13 protein-coding genes are annotated in these 18,223 nt (G+C 51.0%); 7 read left to right on the top strand and 6 right to left on the bottom strand.

The genetic code is table 11. The features are described from left to right. Position 1 precedes the first annotated feature (1 nt). From DMB82_RS13395 to DMB82_RS13410, 4 genes are all read right to left on the bottom strand, one after another. Entirely contained in the window at positions 2-1,396 is a 1,395-nt protein-coding gene (locus DMB82_RS13395) for a Fe-S-containing protein (RefSeq protein WP_116162366.1), read from the bottom strand. Between the two features lie 157 nt (positions 1,397-1,553). Continuing rightward, a complete protein-coding gene (locus DMB82_RS13400) occupies positions 1,554-2,081 on the bottom strand; it encodes an iron transporter (RefSeq protein WP_102118673.1) in 528 nt (175 codons plus the stop codon). A gap of 65 nt (positions 2,082-2,146) precedes the next feature. After that, positions 2,147-4,105 (bottom strand): FTR1 family iron permease, encoded by a 1,959-nt coding sequence (locus DMB82_RS13405; protein ID WP_102118617.1) that lies wholly within the window; start codon positions 4,103-4,105, stop codon positions 2,147-2,149. A 558-nt stretch (positions 4,106-4,663) separates the two neighbouring features. Then, positions 4,664-4,891: a hypothetical protein gene (locus DMB82_RS13410; protein WP_226887598.1), complete on the bottom strand. Its 228-nt coding sequence runs from the start codon at positions 4,889-4,891 to the stop codon at positions 4,664-4,666. Positions 4,892-5,473: 582 nt separating this feature from the next. On the opposite strand from DMB82_RS13410, the gene fdhF reads away from it, so the two are divergent. The 4 genes from fdhF (at position 5,474) to DMB82_RS13430 (ending at position 12,732) form a co-directional block, all read left to right on the top strand. Next, positions 5,474-7,624, top strand: coding sequence for a formate dehydrogenase subunit alpha (gene fdhF, locus DMB82_RS13415; RefSeq protein WP_116156271.1), 2,151 nt, complete (start codon positions 5,474-5,476; stop codon positions 7,622-7,624). Between the two features lie 814 nt (positions 7,625-8,438). Continuing rightward, positions 8,439-9,752, top strand: coding sequence for a CitMHS family transporter (locus tag DMB82_RS13420; RefSeq protein ID WP_102118614.1), 1,314 nt, complete (start codon positions 8,439-8,441; stop codon positions 9,750-9,752). A gap of 113 nt (positions 9,753-9,865) precedes the next feature. Next, positions 9,866-10,759: a GntR family transcriptional regulator gene (locus tag DMB82_RS13425; protein ID WP_102118613.1), complete on the top strand. Its 894-nt coding sequence runs from the start codon at positions 9,866-9,868 to the stop codon at positions 10,757-10,759. A gap of 665 nt (positions 10,760-11,424) precedes the next feature. Further along, on the top strand, positions 11,425-12,732 hold the full coding sequence (locus DMB82_RS13430) for a dicarboxylate/amino acid:cation symporter (protein WP_102118612.1): 1,308 nt from the start codon (positions 11,425-11,427) through the stop codon (positions 12,730-12,732). Between the two features lie 105 nt (positions 12,733-12,837). Here the strand turns inward: DMB82_RS13430 and hypT are convergent, their stop codons facing one another. After that, complete coding sequence (hypT, locus tag DMB82_RS13435; RefSeq protein WP_102118611.1) at positions 12,838-13,737, bottom strand: hypochlorite stress DNA-binding transcriptional regulator HypT; 900 nt, start codon at positions 13,735-13,737, stop codon at positions 12,838-12,840. A gap of 222 nt (positions 13,738-13,959) precedes the next feature. On the opposite strand from hypT, the gene cuyB reads away from it, so the two are divergent. Further along, positions 13,960-14,676, top strand: a complete 717-nt coding sequence (gene cuyB, locus DMB82_RS13440; protein WP_102118610.1) for a cysteate racemase — start codon at positions 13,960-13,962, stop codon at positions 14,674-14,676. Positions 14,677-14,751: 75 nt separating this feature from the next. On the opposite strand, the gene DMB82_RS13445 is transcribed toward cuyB, so the two are convergent. Beyond that, entirely contained in the window at positions 14,752-15,567 is an 816-nt protein-coding gene (locus tag DMB82_RS13445) for a MetQ/NlpA family lipoprotein (RefSeq protein ID WP_102118609.1), read from the bottom strand. Between the two features lie 360 nt (positions 15,568-15,927). Here DMB82_RS13445 and DMB82_RS13450 point away from each other — a divergent pair, with 360 nt between their 5' ends. Both DMB82_RS13450 and DMB82_RS13455 read left to right on the top strand, forming a co-directional pair. Then, entirely contained in the window at positions 15,928-16,557 is a 630-nt protein-coding gene (locus DMB82_RS13450; RefSeq protein WP_010285873.1) for a response regulator transcription factor, read from the top strand. A gap of 3 nt (positions 16,558-16,560) precedes the next feature. Continuing rightward, positions 16,561-18,135, top strand: coding sequence for an MASE1 domain-containing sensor histidine kinase (locus DMB82_RS13455; RefSeq protein WP_116162362.1), 1,575 nt, complete (start codon positions 16,561-16,563; stop codon positions 18,133-18,135). The last annotated feature ends 88 nt before the right edge of the window (positions 18,136-18,223 follow it).

Here is an 18,223-nt window from a genome sequence, read left to right on the forward strand (position 1 = left end):
ATTATTCCTCCTCAGCCTGCTCGCCAGCCGCCGCTTTGGCAGTGGCAAATTTCGCGGGACTTTCGCGGAAGCGGTTGTAGTTGGCCTCCGACGAGAAGAAGTACGTTTTACCGCCGTAGCGATATTTATGTTCCGCATTCACGTTGGTCAGTTTGGAGCCATCAACCGGATCGATAACGTCCATCGACACCACCGTCGAGAAGTAATTCGTGCCTGCCGCCAGTGAGGCTCGCCCAATCACCAGCTCATTATCGTCGTTGCTCCAGCCTTCAATCGGCACCGGATTACAGCCGCCCGCCTTCCCGATAGAAGGAATGAAAATATGCACGCCGCAGGCGACACAAATCACCTGATTGCCTTCCATCACGTAGCCCTGATCGCCGCACAGCAGGCAGGCGTCAAACACTACGCCAAGACGCAGGCGGTCGGGATAGCGGTTAATGATGAAAAAGCGCACGGTCTTGCCGTCATCGGCAATCCACACGAAGCGATGCAGCTTGCCATCACGCACTTGCTCAATCGGAATATGCACTTTGCCATCGGCCGCCAGCGTCACGGGCTGTGCTTCAGACAGACGAGGCGGTTGCGACGCGACCTTGTCCCAATAAAGCTGGGCCAACACCACCACCAATAACGCGGTGACCGTTGCCAACAACGTGCGGCGCAGCGTGCGATAGCCTGCTGTCGCTTTACGCTTTTCAATCGCCTCATGCGTGGCCAACATCTGGCGATGCGCATGCCGCAGCGGCCAAACCAGCCCGGCAGCCAACACCGCCATGAACAATGCGCTGAGGTAATTTAATAAATACGCGCTGTTGGTGACGTGCGCCACATAGCTCAGACGCGGCTTGGTGAGCCCCAGCGCCTGTAATTTCATCAACAGCAGCAGCAGATTACCGCTTATCGGCAACAGCAGAAGTGCAACCAACAGCGCCAGAAGCGGCCAGCGCAGTAAACGAATGCGGCGCGTAATCATGCCGCACAGCGCGGCACAGAACACCAGCCAGCCAAACGCCAGCAGCACCGCGCTGAAATTCAGCAGCAGATCGGTATTCACCACATGGGTGGTTGTCAGCGCGGTCAGATTGGGATCGTTGCCCCACTGCACCGCCGCTCCCGCTACCAACAGCGCCTGCCACAGATAGCCAAGACGCGGGTGGGAAAAACACTGACAGGCCAGGAACAGGATCAAGGCAAGCGCTTGAAGCGCCGTAAATCCCAGCAGAAACGCTTGCCCGTTAGGAAAATGCACGCCAATAAACGTCCCGGCAAACAGCGCCAGCAGCGTGATCCAACCCAGCGATTTGACTGTCGGCGTGGAGCGATGGCTCCAGTTCAGCCCTAGCAATAGCGCTATCGGCAGGAAGGATTGGAGGGTCGTGATAAAAAAATTCATATATACCCGTCACCTTTCAAGTTGCAGGTGCGTCGGTTGAGTGCGATACCGAGTGGCATCAGCACGTTGGCCGGAAAATCACCGCCTCTACGGGCAACAAAAGTGTACCCGCAGAGGCGTGAACATGGCCGCGACAGAACATCGCGGACAGAAGACCTTATTCTAAGCCGACGTATTTGAAGTCAAAGCTGACATCAAACGGTTTCCACCAGCGGCCTACGCCCGTTTCACCATCAGTGTGACGGTGCATACCAGCTTTTGATGGCGGATCGATGTGGTAAGTCACTTTGTAGTTGCCCACGCCCATCATTTTGATGTTCGCGCCGTAGTGCGGGCCATCGCTGGCAACCATCGGCATGAAGGTGCCTTCCTGCTTCGCACCGGTATCGGTGTTAGTCAGGGTGTACGCGATGGTCAGGAACGGCATCCACTCACCGGCACCGAAGCCATTCTTGTTACCTTCAGCGGCGTGGATATCGGCTTCCAGATGGATGTCCGCTTTCGCGGCAGGCAGGCCCATGCCACGCGGTTCCATGTCGATAGGTTGCAGATAAACAGCGGCAATTTCCATTTCGTTCATGGAAACCGGCTCACCCGCTGGGTATTCTTTAAACGCCAGCGCGGCAGGTGCAGTGAAAATACCGGCAATAACGGCACCCGCAATCAGACTTTTTTGCCTCTTCATCAAACCCATCCTCATCTCAGTCGTCCCTCTTCGCTTAATTCGCTAAGCGATTGGGGTTGTTATGGTTATTTGCTGCTCTTATTGCTTTCAGTATTAAATTCACGTCGAATGCCTTCTTTATCAGATGGCAGCGCCCTGCGCCGCATCACCCATAAGGCGATTAGCGCCGCGACCACCAGCACACCCTGTGGAATCAGCGTCTCAACATAAGGATAAATCCCCAACCCGCTGATTTCCGGTACGCCGGTCAGCAACGTCGGTTCAAACAGTTTGCCTTCGATCAGTTCCAGCACGCCTTTACCCGCGAACACAAACGCCATCAGGTACATAAAGCATCCGGTAAACATAAAGAACGGCTTCAGCGGCAGTTTGACGATGGTGTAACGCATCACGAAGTAGGCAATCAGCAGGATCACACAGCCGATGACAAGCCCAGCCAGAATAGAGAGATGCCCCGCCATGTTGCTGGCATCACCGACCAGCGCGTAATAGAACAGCACCGTCTCCGCACCTTCGCGGTACACAGCCAGAAAGCTGGTTAGCCATAGGCCGATCATGGAACCGCTGCTTAGCGAATGCGACAGTTTGCCTTCCAGATAAGCCTTCCATTGCCGCGCTTCCACTTTGGACAACAGCCAGTAGCTCATGAAGAACAGCATCTCGACGGCAATCAGCATCGTAATGCCTTCCAGCAGCTCACGGCTGGCACCGGAATGGGTGAACACAAGTTGGAAAATGACGGCGGTAATCACACTACACAGCAGCGCGGCGTAAACCGACTGGCGAATCAGCGGCAGCTTGTCCTGCTGATTGTTTTTCACCAGATAGGCCACGATCGCTGCCACAATCAGCAAGGCTTCCAAACCTTCGCGCACAATAATCAGCAGGCTGTATATCAACAGGCTCCAGTGGGTTTCGCCACCGTCGCCCAGCATGGTCACGGCCTTCGCCAGTTCCTGCTGCAGCGCGTCGGCCTGCCCTTGCAGTTGCTCCGCAGGCTGTTTGGCGTTCATCAAACTCACCAGACGGGTGAAATAGCCTTCGAGCGTCGATTTGAATGCCGCATCGCGAGAACCAATTTTGTTCTCCATGCCAGTCGCTTCAAACAGATCGAAATAGGTGTCCTGCACCGCCATGATGGCGGGCTTGACCTGGCCTTGACGGTATTGCGCGATCGCAGCGGCAATGGCCTGATTGATATCGTCGGCGACTTTCGCCCAGTTCGCATCCGGCATCGCACCGGTATCCGCGTTCGCGGCAGATGTCGCCGTCACCTGCTGGCTGTCACGCGTTGTTGGCAATCCCGGCAAAGCATCTTCGATATCCTGCAACAACGTGGTGACCCGATAGGCGATATCCGTCAGTTGATCGGGCTGGCTGGCTAACGTAATCAGCGCGGAGAATTGTTGATTAATGGAAGCCGCCTGCTGCGCCGAGCGATTCTGCCTGACCGACATCTCCATTTCAGAGTTTTTAAAACCCTGATAGTGCGCCTGCTGCACGCTCTGACTGGCCTTTTTGTAATCGCCGACCTGATATTCCGTCACGGCTAGCGCGAGCTGATCATCGATGATTTTGAAACTCTGCTGCCAGTACGGCGCAATGTCGGTGTTGTCATAGGCACCGTGCTGCTCCTGCGCGACCAGTTTGTGCCCTTCCGACAGCACGGGCAGAACGGCATCCAGTTCGCCCTTCAGCCAAGAGATTCTCGCTTGCACCTCGTCCTGCGGTTTGCCTTCGCCAATCATGCGGCGAATTTCACCGAAGGTCGCTTCCAACTGATAGCTTTTTTGCGCAGAAATGTTGATGCGGATAGGGCCTTCAAGGTTTTCAAACACCTCGAAATAGGCCATCTGAACTTCGGTGCGGGCATCATCCGGCTTTTGCTGCTCATAGAGCTGAGCCGTTTTATCCAGCCGAGTTTCGATATCTTGAATAAATGAGGCGTAATCGGTCGCGGCAACGGCCACTGAACAACTCAACAGCCAACACAACACGAGAAGCGTTCTTTGCAAGATAGACATAAGCGAGTGATAAAGCACAAATGATATTTATTCTTATTATCACTTTGAAGCTGCCATCTGTCTTGATTTACGTCACGAAAACATAAGCAACAACCACTTTAGTGTGTAACAAATGGTTTCAGGTTTAATTTTATACCCTAAAATAACGTTTTATTTCTATAACCCTAGAAAAATCCGGTTTTTCGATCTCAAAAGCGGCAAAAAATCACCAATAAAATATAGCAATAAATATGCCAAAACTTTAAATCACCTATTTCAAGACTAGAGACCCCCGTCTTAAAGTGGCATTTCTTTACATTACCACAGTCAGATTTACAGAGAAAAACACCATTTTCCTCTGTAATCCAACGCATTACACGCATCACGGTTAACACGTTTCACCGACCATGCTGGGCGATTACCCTCGCGTTCAGACGACGGTCAGAAACCAAGAGAAACCAGCAGAGTCCTTTCTGCTCGGTTCATCCCCCATCCCATCGTCTCTCTCATGTTCAACGCGTGCACGTATTCTTTCTGTCGCTCGTTCACCTCGCAGTGGATCAGAATTTTTCCCATCCCTCACCGCTGCGACCCTGTGCGGCTGGACAGGTTATCGTTGCCATCCTTAATGCTGGACGTCACGTTGTTGATTTCCGTCGTGCTCTGCCGGATGACCGTCACCGTATCGCGCAAACTTTTCTGCAATTTCTTAATATCGGGAATCAGTCGTCCCGCACAGTTGTTGCCGAACTCCGCTAAAGACTGAATCCTGATGCCACTCCCCACGCCACTAACAGTGGCAGCCACTATGAACAGCACCATTATTTTTATGCTGACATTTCTTAGAAATTCCATAATGCACTCCGCGACGTTAACAAATATTTCCCGCCCGCACGCTCTGTCGGAAAAGTATTTACTTTTTACTCATGACGGTGCCGCCCGTTGTCTCGTGCCCTTATCCCACGCGATCTCACAGACGTTCTGGAATTCCCTGATTCATGCCCTATTAGATGGGAAATTAAGCTAAAAAAATTAACGAATAGAATGCGTTATCTTCCTTTAGATACCAATTCCCGTTGTTTTAAACAGCCGACAGGCATGGCTACCCCAACCCAATCGGTGGCACATAGCGTTAATATCGTAAAAACAGTATAGGCATTAACAGATAAAGAGGATAAATACGCTGTCACGTTATTTTCCAGACGAATGTCCTATGGAAAAGGTCTCGGCACTCAACACGTTAGGACGATTTATCATCGCCCTGAGCATGACCACGATCAGTAAATTAATTTTCTTTATCGGTGATTATTGAAGGTTAGATGACTGCATCAACAGCCTGCCGCAGGAATGCAGTTCTTACGATCCAAGACTCGGCTTTGGAGAATAATCATGCAGAAAGTGCTTACCGTCTGCCCGTATTGCGGGTCAGGCTGCAAAATTAACCTGCTGGTAGAGAACGGCAAAGTGGTTGGTGCAGAAGGCGCAAACGGCGTCACAAATGAAGGTGAGCTGTGCCTGAAAGGCTATTACGGCTGGGATTTTCTTAACGACACGAAAATTCTGACGCCGCGTTTAAAGCAGCCGCTGATTCGACGCCAAAAAGGCGCACCCTTTGAGGCCGTATCCTGGGATGAAGCTATCGACTTCGCCAGCTCGCGATTAAAAGCCATTAAAGAGAAGTACGGTGCCGAGTCGATTATGCACACCGGCTCGTCACGCGGTCCCGGTAATGAAACCAATTACGTGATGCAGAAATTTGCCCGGGCGGTCACCGGGAATAATAACGTCGACTGCTGCGCCCGACTCTGCCACGGTCCTTCGGTTGCTGGGCTACAGGTTACGCTGGGCAACGGCGCAATGAGTAACTCTATCTGCGAAATCGAAAAAACCGACTGCATCCTGATTTTTGGCTACAACGCCGCAGACTCACACCCCATCGTGGCGCGTCGAATCCTGAAAGCGAAAGCGCGCGGGGCAAAAATCATCGTGTGCGATCCGCGCCATATTGAAACCGCCCGCATCGCCGATCTGTGGCTGCCATTGAAAAATGGCTCCAACATGGCACTGGTCAACGCGTTCGCTAACGTGCTGATCAACGAAGGCCACTACGATAAAGCATACGTCGCTCGCCATACCGAGGGCTTCGAAGAATTCAGCAAGACCGTCGCGAAATACACGCCGGAGTATGTCGCCGACATCACCGGACTGTCGCCGAAATTGATTCGCGACGCGATGCGGATCTATGCCGCTGCGCCGTCCGCCACCATTCTCTGGGGAATGGGCGTGACACAGTGGGGCCAAGGCGTTGATGTGGTCAAAGGGCTGTCCGGCCTGGCATTGCTGACCGGGAATCTGGGGCGTCCGAACGTTGGCGTCGGGCCGGTGCGGGGGCAAAACAATGTGCAGGGTGCCTGCGACATGGGTGCGCTGCCCAATATGTTCCCCGGTTATCAAAACGTCACGGATAAAGCGGTGCTGGCGAAATTTGCCAATGCCTGGGGCGTACCTGCACTCTCCGACAAAATCGGCTACTCGCTGACCGATCTCCCGCACAAGATAAAAGAAGGGAAGATCCGAGCCAATTACGTGATGGGCGAAGATCCGCTGCAAACCGAGCCGGATCTGTCAATGCTGCGCGATGCGTTCAACGAGCTGGACTTGCTGATCGTACAGGACATCTTCATGACCAAAACCGCTGCGATTGCCGATGTGATTTTACCCGCAACCTCCTGGGGTGAGCACGAAGGGGTCTATACCGCCGCCGACCGAGGATTCCAGCGCTTTTATAAGGCCGTGGAGCCGCAGGGCGATGTGAAACCCGACTGGGAAATCATCAGCTTGATGGCTACAGCACTCGGCTATCCGATGCACTATAACAACACGCAGGAGATCTGGGACGAGCTGCGAGCACTCTGCCCGCTGTATTACGGCGCAACTTACGAGAAAATGGCGGGACTGGGTTATGTGCCGTGGCCGTGCCCGACTGAAGACAGCCCCGGCACGCCGTGGCTGTACGCCGGTAATCACTTCGATCGTCCCGGCGGAAAAGGCTTACTGCTCACGGCCGAGTGGCGACCGCCGATGGAGCTGGTGGATGAGGATTACCCGCTGGTCTTGTGCACCGTGCGCGAAGTTGGCCATTACTCCTGCCGTTCCATGACGGGTAACTGCACCGCATTACAAACGCTGGCGGATGAGCCGGGCTACGTGCAGGTTAGCCCCTATGACGCCGAACGTTTAGGCATCCACGACCAGCAGCTCGCTTGGATCTCGTCACGACGCGGCAAGGTGATCTCTCGCGTTGCCGTCAGCGAGCGCATCAATAAAGGTGCCGTCTACATGACCTACCAGTGGTGGATCGGTGCCTGCAATGAACTGACGCTGGATCATCTCGACCCAGTATCCAAAACGCCGGAATACAAACACTGCGCCGTTAAACTGGAAGCCATCGACGATCAGCAGGCAGCCGAGAACTATGTACAGCAGGAATACAGCCAGTTGAAAGATCGGCTGCGCAGCACCGCAGAAAACGTCAGTTAATCTCCCTTACCTAAGCCGCCGCGAACCTCAGCCGTCAGGTAAACGCCGTGGCGGCTTAGGAAAATACATACTCTAAATAATTCGAGTTTCAGGAAGGCGGCAAGCGAAGGAATCCCGATGAGCTTACTCAGGTAAGTGATTCGGGTGACTGAACGTAGCCAACGCACATGCAACTTGAAGTATGACGAGTATAGATGGTTTAGACACCGTTTAACCTTCCTCACCGATAATGCCTTTATCCCGCACCTCATCTTGTAAAATTTCATGAATGAAAACGGATAAATTTCGGTTAATCGATAATAAACTTCTACGCAGCAATTAAATTTTCACACCTCTGTTTATCTTTTAAAATTATGTTGCTATCACCGACCTTCCCTCATCACAATTGTTCTTTATTACAATTTAGCGCAATTTGCGTTTTATTTTACAATGCTTTAATTTGTTTTTAACAAAAAGAGCCCCCTTATAACGGCAGTCATAAAATCGATCAAAACAATCACTAAACAATCGGTTAGATTGATGCTGGCGGGGATAAAAGGAATATTATTGTTGCTCGCATAGAGGTCATTTATGTTACCGATTACCGTTACCTTATCACTTCCTCATTATCTGTCATTTATTATTCGTATTGACCCTGGAAGCTAACTCACGCCTTTCATTCTTATTCCCCTGAACGTCGCTGACATCGGGAAATAAGCTAATTCCATCCCTTTCGATATGCGGTTATAAAAACCGTACGGTTTTGGGCTCCCCAAATTCGCTGAAAGAAAGGCAGTAAATTATTCAGAATATAATAAAAAACAGGAGATTCACTGTGCTCACTATTCTCGGTTTCTCTATGGTCATCTGCTTTATGTACCTGATCATGACCAAGCGGATGTCTGCGCTGATCGCGCTGATTCTTGTCCCTACGCTGTTTGCACTGGCAGCGGGTTTCTATCAGGGGCTGGGAACGATGATGCTGGATGGCATCAAAACACTGGCACCAACCGGCGTTATGCTGACGTTTTCTATTCTCTACTTCGGTATCATGATCGATGCAGGGCTGTTCGATCCGCTGGTACGCTTCATTCTCCGGCTGGTTAAAGGCGACCCGCTGAAAGTGTTGGTCGGCACCGCCGTATTAACCTTGATGGTAGCGCTGGACGGCGACAGTACCACGACCTATATGATCGCGATTGCTGCATTCCTGCCGCTCTATCAGCGGTTGGGAATGAACGTACTGGGGTTAACCTGTCTGGTTAACATTGCCAGCGGCGTGATGAACCTTTCCCCGTGGGGCGGCCCCACCGCGCGTGCCGCCGCCGCATTACGTGTTGATGCACTGGACGTTTTCCTTCCGATGCTCCCAGCGATTATTTTAGCCAGCCTGACACTGGTCGGCGTGGCCGTGTTCCTGGGTCTACAGGAGCGTAAACGGCTGGGGATCATTGATGTCAGCAACTTCCAGAATACGTCGATCAATCTGGGCAACGGCAGCGATGAAGAAAGCGACGCCAATCGCCGCCCTAACATGTTCTGGCCGAACTTTATCCTCACCACCCTGCTGCTAGTGTTTCTGGTGATTGGTATTCTGCCAATTCAGGTGCTGTTTATGCTCGGTTTCGCTATCGCCGTCATGCTCAACTATCCCAAGCTGGAGGAGCAAAAAGCACGGATTGGTTCACACGCGGCTAACGTGTTAGCGGTAACATCACTGATTTTTGCCGCTGGGATTTTTACCGGGATTTTATCCGGTACAGGTATGGTGGATGCCATGGCGAAGAGCCTGTTGCAGGTGATACCCGAAAGCTTCGGCCCGTATCTTGCGGTATTCACTGCGCTCATTAGCCTGCCGTTTACTTTTTTGATGTCCAACGATGCGTTCTATTTCGGAATCTTACCCGTTATCGCCCAGACGGCGGTCAATTATGGTATTACTCCAGAGGAGATCGCCCGCGCGTCGATTGTCGGCCAGCCGTTCCACCTGCTCAGCCCGCTGGTACCGTCGCTCTACCTGCTGGTCAGTCTGGCAAAAGTGGACATCGGCGATCACCAACGCTTTGCAATCAAATGGGCGATTTTTGTCAGCCTGTCACTGCTGGTCGGTGGTATTGTCTTCGGCGCGTTTCCGTTCTATCACCAGTAAAACAGGCCTGCTCCGGCCTTGCCGGAGCAGGCTTTACTGACAGGCGAGCCGTGCTGACAAGAACATAACGATTCCTCGTAACACCAGCCCCTAAACGACATAGCAGGATAGCCATGGCTTTAACTCCTCTACAAACAAGGATTGTCAGACAGATTGTCGCCTATATTCGCCGCGAGCAGTTGCCGCTCGGCGCTCATCTGATCGAATCGTCACTGGCGCAGGTACTGAACACCTCGCGCACGCCGGTCAAAGTCGCACTGCGGTATCTGACGGAAAAAGGCATGCTGCATTACCACCGCAACCGGGGATTTTATCTTAACCGCCATGCCCATGAATTAGGGCATTTGGTTACCGAGTTAGCCGCCAGCAGCGAAGAACCGCTCTACCGGAAGATTGTCGACATGCGCCTCTCCCGTCGGTTGCCGGAACAGTTTTCAGAAGTGGATCTGATGCGAGAATGTCAGGTGTCCCGCTCCGTACTGCGTAACGTTCTGACGCGTATTCAACAGGAAGGTTGGCTCGAATTTCGCACAGGTCAAGGCTGGCGAACCACGCCAATCATCGATTCCGTCACGGCCTATGAGGAAAGTTTTACGTTCCGCCTGCTGGTCGAGCCACTCAGTTTGCTGTCGCCGCAGTTTCGTATCGATCAACACACGCTCAATGCCTGTCGTAAGCAGCAGGAAGACATTCTCAATGGGGGTTATCTGACGCTCACACCGCATGAAATGTTCGATGCCAATACGCACTTTCATGAAACGCTGCTTGCCTGTAGCGGCAACCGCTTCGCCCACCATAGCTTGCAACGAATCAATCAATTACGGCGTCTGGTGGAATATCGACAAGGGAGCCCAGTCTTCAATCCCAAGCGGTTGGAACAGATTGAAGAGCATCTGGCGATTCTGGATTTCCTGCAACGGGGAGAGATAGAAACCGCGGCAGAGTGGATGAAAAAACATCTGGAAAAAGCGTGCCACGATAAGGTAAGCATCGATCTTTTTCGGTGAAATAACCAACAGCTCAGTCTCAAATCATCAGTAACATATGTTTAAAAAATAAAAAACACCATTTTAAACACGCCAAACGCCCAGATAGTTACAAACAGAAACACATAGAGCAATAATTAAACGTCAAATCAACAACACAAAAATAAAGCATTTGCCAAAAATTAAAAGTCACGATTTAAATAATTAAAAAATTAATTTTTTTATAAAATGATCTGTATATAAACTTTTCGTTAATTGTTCTTTTATTTTTACTTAATCTTTAAGTAATTCACCATATGTTTTATTGATGTGGTCCCCTGTATTATTAGCAACACTACTTCAACACCTTAGCCCATCGACTTTCATTAGCGAAAAACCAAATTAATTCATTGTTTAACAATGAATTAATAAAAAAACCATGCTTTCCAGGATCTTCGCATCACATCCCTATTTATCATTACAAGTGACATGGACATGCATTTTTCGCATGACAAAGATCACAATTACATAACAATCCGCAGAAAAAAAATGTAAAAAACAAGAATCGTTGTAATATCGGCGGGCAGACACAACACCCCAATAACAGGTTCGGGTGAGGAGTTGGTGTATTCAGGGAAAGCACCAACCATCCATCACGCGGCAATAATATTGTGTTGTCTGAATCAATTCATCAACATGAGGTTTATATGCAAAGGCAGAAGTTACTTGTACAGATAGTCTTGGCTATCGTCTTGGGAATATTAATCGGCTGGGCTTGCCATCAATATCTTGACGGCAGTCGAGCAAAAGAAGTTGCATCTTATTTCAACATGGTTACCGATATCTTCCTGCGTCTGATCAAAATGATCATCGCGCCACTGGTCTTCGCTACGCTAGTTTCCGGCCTGGCAAGCATGGGAGGAAACTCTTCTGCCGTTGGCCGTATCGGTATGAAAGCGATGATCTGGTTTGTCAGCGCCTCGTTCATTTCTCTGCTCATTGGTATGCTCTTCGCTAACCTGTTCCAACCCGGTGCGGGCATGAATCTCGAAGTCCCCGTACAGCATGTTGCGACAGGCCTGAATACCGACAGCTTTACACTTAAGAGCTTCATCAGCCATATCTTCCCGAAAAGTATCGTCGAAGCGATGGCGAACAATGAGATCCTGCAAATTCTGGTGTTCTCTCTGTTCTTCGGCTCCGCGCTTGCCTATGTAAAAGGCCACAACAAGCACGCGACCACGATCATTTCCATGATCGAAGAGCTGACCAAAGTGATGTTCCGCGTGACCGACTACGTGATGGCGCTGGCCCCTATTGCTGTCTTTGCCGCAATCGCTTCCGCGATTACCACGCAAGGTCTGGGCCTGCTTTACGACTTCGGTAAACTGATCGGTGAGTTCTACCTCGGTCTGGCCGTACTGTGGGGCGTTCTGTTCCTGGTTGGCTACCTGTTCCTGGGCAAAGGCATCGTTAAACTGGCGAAACTGATTCGTGAACCGACCATGCTGGCTTTCGCCACGGCGAGCAGTGAATCGGCTTATCCGAAAACCATGGAAGCGCTGACCAAATTCGGCGTGCCGAAAAAAGTCACCAGCTTTGTGCTGCCGCTCGGTTACTCGTTCAACCTCGACGGTTCTATGATGTACCAGTCCTTTGCGATTCTGTTTATCGCACAGGCTTACAACATCGACCTGAGCGTTACTGAACAAATCCTGATTCTGCTGACGCTGATGATCACCAGTAAAGGGATGGCGGGCGTAGCGCGAGCTTCCATCGTGGTGGTTGCCGCAACGCTGCCGATGTTCAGCCTGCCGGAAGCCGGTATTCTACTGATCATCGGTATTGATCAGTTTCTGGATATGGGCCGTACTGCAACTAACGTCATCGGTAACAGTATCTCTACCGCCGTTGTGGCCAGTCTGGAAAAAGACGTGCGCGATGATGATGAGGAAGAGGCCGCCGACGAAGTCGTCGCCTATAAGGAACCTCAGCAGGCTACGCAAAATAGCTAATGCTGAGTGAGTGAATATGTCATCTATAGCGGCCTTCGGGTCGCTATTTTTTTATCTCTCGTTGCCTGCCCACATTTCGTTTCATCATCTGTATGGTCACGACGCTTAGAGTCCAGACGCCGATGACAGCCCTTTCATGTAGCGCCAGAATTTCTCAGAAGCCACATTCAACCGCGCATCGAGGCGATACAGATAAACCCCCATGCGGATCACGGCATTTTCCATGCTCAGGATCGCCAGCTCTTTGTTTTTTAGCTCTTCCTGAATGGAATAATCCGGCAGCCAGGCAATACCATAACCTTTCTTCGTCATACGTTTGAGCAAGTCGCTCATGGAAGAAACAAAATTGACCGTAAACTTATCGCTGTCGACGCTGGATAAGTAGCGACTGACCTGACGCCCCATGTAGCTCGTTTCGGTATAGTTGAGTAGCGGCACCGATGAGGCACTGACATCAAACAGTGGCTTCCCTGCACTATCACACGCGCAGACCGGATAAAGCCGGGACTCCAGTATCTTCTCGTGCATGAAGGGCTCCCCCATCAGATCCTCATTGTAGAATGAAAAAATGAAGTCACTGCGCCCTTCTTTTAGATTCAGCACCGCCTCATCGACATCAATCGATTCGACATAAAAGATTTTTTCCTGCGGGTCCGGCACGTCTTTTAACAGCTCCGGCATGATGAATACCGACAGCGAATGTGCCGCGGCGATAGTGATCTTATTCTTGTAATTGTCCCCGCCGTGCAGCTTATTGAGCTGATACTCCAAATCGTCCAGCGTATTGCGGATATAGGCGTGGAACACGCGCCCCTGCTCGGTTAACTGTAGCGGCAACGCGCTACGGTCGAAAATATCAAACCCAACCGCCGCTTCCAGCGCCTGAATTCGCCGACTGAATGAGGATTGAGAAATATTCCGCTTCTCGGCTGCCAGCGTAAAACTCCGGTGTTCTTCCAGCACAATAAAATCATACAGCCACTTGGTTTCGATATTGTTCAGCATCGTCCCTCACTCAAAACGCTCAGCGCCATGTTTTCGCTCCCTATGTCAACGTTCTGCATCGCCAACAAAGATACTTTCCACCGAAGGCCGTTAAACCCAGTAAAAGCATAGAGATGCCAATAGTTATGCAAATCATACATAGCAGATGGGAATTTAGCAATTCACATTGCCAGGCAGTGTGAGATTATCCTTTTAATTTCATAATGCTACAGGGTTAACAGCATGAACAGTCTCGTGGGAATTCTTGGCGGTATGGGGCCGGGTGCAACCGTCGATGCGATGCAAAAACTGATCAAAAACACGCCAGCCTATCGGGACCAAGACCATATTCCGATGATTGCGGTTTCTATTCCTGATATCCCTGACAGAACACAATGCATTCTCCAGCACAGCGCGTCACCGCTGGATAAAATGCTGCAATATATGAAAATTCTCGAAAATGCGGGTGCTGAATGCATCATTATCCCGTGCAATACCGCGCACTATTGGTTTAATGACTTAAAACAGCAGTGCCGTGCGGAAATGATCAGCATTATTGATGTGACCTGTCAGGCAATTAAGCATGCCAATACCACACGCGTCGGCCTATTGGCGACGACAGCGACGGTCAAAGCGAGAATTTATCAGGACAACCTGATTACCGATAATATTGATTGCTACACGCCGGATGATGCAGACCAACACCAGGTAATGGAAAGCATCTACGCGTATAAATCTGGTGATATCACCGGAGCCTATAGCCTATTGTCACCGGTAAAAGATCGCCTGTTGCAGGCTGGCGTTGAGAAAATTATTCTGGGTTGTACCGAGCTTCCCTTGATCCTGGAGCAGGAAGTCAGAACGTCACCGCAACACTATGTCGATGCGACGGAAGAGTTAATTAAGAAAACGGTTGAGTGGTATTTTACCCACAGTCCGAGAAATGATATCGCCGCCTGATTCGCCGTTTCCGACAGATAATGGGTCCGGTGAAATATCTACCGGACCCGATTCAAAACGGAAAAAACAGTGTCATTACCAGCCTTTTACCGCACCACCATTAAAAATACGGTTCGCAGCCTGTTCAACTTCATCAGACTGATAGGCTTGAATAAACTTTTTGACGTTCTCCGCCTCTTTATTATTTTCACGCGTCACAATGATATTCACATACGGTGATTCTTTATCTTCAATAAAAATACCGTCTTTCGTTGGCGTTAAGCCCGTTTGCTGAATATAGGTCGTACTAATAATGGCTACCGTCACTTGCGGATCGTCTAACAAACGCGGCAACTGTGCCCCTTCCACTTCCATAATACGCAGATTATGCGGATTCGTCGTGATATCCAGCACCGTCGGCAATAAGCCCGTGTCAGGCTTTAGAGTAATTAATCCGGTCTTTTGCAATAGCAGCAACGCTCGCCCCAAATTGGTAGGATCGAAAGGAATCGCAATGGTATCGCCGTCTTTCAGATCGTTGATATTTTTAATTTTCTTCGAATAACCCGCCATCGGGAAAACGAAGGTATTTCCTACCGCCACCAGCTTATAACCGTGTTCACGGTTTTGCTGTTCGAGGAAAGGACGATGCTGAAAGACGTTCGCATCCAAATCGCTTTTATCCGTCGCCTCGTTCGGCAAGAGTGAACCGCTGAACCCTACCAGCTCAACCTCCAGACCATACTTTTCTTTTGCCACTTTCTTCGCGACATCGGCGACGTCCTGTTCCGCGCCGTTAATCACACCGACTTTAATGTGGTTGGCAGAGTGACTTGCGCTATCGCATGCCGTCAACGCCATCGCCGCCGTAACCATTCCTGCCACCAGCGCTATACGCCATTTATTCATCATTCTGGTTTACCTGATATCGTAACTGTATCGATTTAAAGAGAAAAACAGTAACGCCCCATAATTCACCGAGTCAAATAACTCCGCGTTCTATGAATATGCATTTCATCATTTGGTCAACGAAACGAATATATACCCTAAATAATTCGAATTTCAGGAAGGCGGCAAGAGAAGGAATCCCGATGAGCTTACATAAGTAAGTGATTCGGGTGAGTGAACGCAGCCAACGCACATGCAACTTGAAGTATGACGGGTATAAGGATATCTGTTAAGCCGATTCCATTTTACCTATCTGCTATTGCTCACCTCTACATTCCCCCGCATTATGACGTTTTGATGACTTTGAATTCACACGGCGAAACCATGATTAATGTGGCTTTGGTTGACGATCACATCGTTGTACGGTCTGGCTTTGCACAGCTTCTGACGTTAGAAAATGACATTCAGGTTGTTGGACAATATGCTTCTGCGGCACAGGCGTGGCCCCATCTACTCAAACAGCCGATTGACGTCGCCGTGATTGATATCGCCATGCCGGACGAAAGCGGCCTGTCGTTATTAACCCGTCTGCGTCAGCAGCGCCCCAATTTTCGCGCCATTATTCTGAGCATCTATGACACCACGGCGTTTGTACAAAGCGCGCTGGACGCGGGTGCAGGCGGCTATCTCACGAAGCGCTGTGGCCCGGAAGAGTTAGTACAAGCGGTTCGCGTGGTCAGCAGCGGTGGCCTTTACCTGTGTGCTGATGCACTGCACGCCATTCGCCATCAGCAGCAGCCACCGAAGGAGTTGCTGGCGCTGACCCCACGCGAACGAGAAATATTCAGCTTGCTGATCAACGGGATTAGTGTGAAAAGCATTGCTGAACAGCTCGAACTCAGCCATAAGACGGTTCACGTTCACCGTGCCAATATTCTCAGTAAATTACAGTGTGAATCCACGGTAGAACTGGTGCACTTTGCACTGCAACACCAATTGCTGGCTGGGAAGTAAATCATGCGTCGCCTGCACGTCATCGGCATGACGCTGTTTCTGGCCTTTTTCTATAGCCTGATTTGGCTGGCGCTGTGGACCATCAGTTTCTATTTGAGCAACAACGGCCAGCAGGCAGCGCTGCTGTTACCGCAAGGGCTGCGGCTGGCGTTGATGATTTTGCTTCCGCGCAAATACTGGCCGACCTTACTGCTTGCGGAAATCGCCATCCAGAGCTGGCTTATCAGCGAACAGCTCATGACGCGTTCGCTGCTGCTACTTTCCCCGTTCCTTAGCCTGATTCCGGCCATCATCACGCATAAAATTTGGCATCGCTATACGCTTTATTGGCAGCGACTTCTGCTATTACTGGCCGCGCTGACGCTCAATACCGTTCTGCACGGCATCGCTATCGGCCCTTGGTTACATTCGCAGCTGACGCAAACGCTGCTGGCCACGTTTACCGGCGGCGTCCTGCTGATTCCGTTCATCTATCTGCTGTACGAATACATCAAACAGCAGCATTTGCAGACACTGCTGGCACAGGAGATCCCCGATCCGCCGCTGCGTACCTCGCTGCTGATTTGGTGTTCGCTGTTTTTTTCTATCGGTGTTTGCCTGCAAATGACGTTCACACCCGAGATGGAACGCCTGCTGCTGATTTTCGTTTTTCTCCCTAACGTGGTCATGGCATATAAATTCGGCTGGCAAGGCGGCGTGCTCTCCGCCGTGCTCGGCAGCCTGATGATTGCCGTCACACGTCAGGTGAGCGGAGCCTTCGACGATCTGCGCGAACTGGAGCTCTTTCTCTCCACGCAGGCACTACTCGGCATTGGGCTGGGGATCGCGATCAGCCGTCAGCAACAGCTGGCACAGCGGCTCCAGCGCTATCGTCATCAGTTGGAGCAGGAGCTGAAAACTCGGCGGCGACTCATGGAGCGCATCATCCACACCGAAGAGGCCGTACGCAAAGACATCGCGCGCGAGCTGCACGATGACATCGGTCAAAACATCACTGCCATTCAGATTCAGGCCATGCTGGTGAAACACAGCGCACCGGCCGAGGCGGCTCAGCATGCCGCCGGACAAATCAGCGAGCTGTCGCGGCGCATCCACCACACCACCCGCCAGCTTCTGCGCCAGTTGCGCCCGCCGGTGCTGGATGAAATGGTGTTGGATAAAGCGCTGCATCATCTGGCGGATGAATTTGCCTTCTCGGCTCGCGGTATCCAGTTTCAGCTGGATTATCAGCTCCCCACGCCTCCGCATGATGACGTCGTGGTTTTCACGCTTTACCGGCTGGTGCAGGAACTGCTTAACAACATCAACAAGCACGCCAGCGCGACGCAGATTACCGTTCGGCTTTCCCAACAGGCTGACCTGATTACGCTCAACGTTATTGATAACGGTGTGGGCATCGCACAAGACAGATCGCATCCGACAGGCGGTGGCTTTGGCCTGCGGGGCATCGAGGAACGCGTACAGGCGTTGGGCGGTAACTGGTTGGTAAACGCTGCCACCCTTAGCGAATCTGGCACGCTGCGTGGTACGCACATAATTGTTAACTTGCCCACAAAATTTAAACAAAAAGACGACTAACTAGGAATTATTCCTAGCTATCTAAAACCTTGTCTCATCCTTTTTAATTCACATCCCTCTACTCTTCTCTCAACGCGACGGAGAACCC

It is taken from the genome of Pectobacterium aquaticum, from assembly GCF_003382565.3.
Taxonomy (GTDB): Bacteria; Pseudomonadota; Gammaproteobacteria; order Enterobacterales; family Enterobacteriaceae; genus Pectobacterium; species Pectobacterium aquaticum.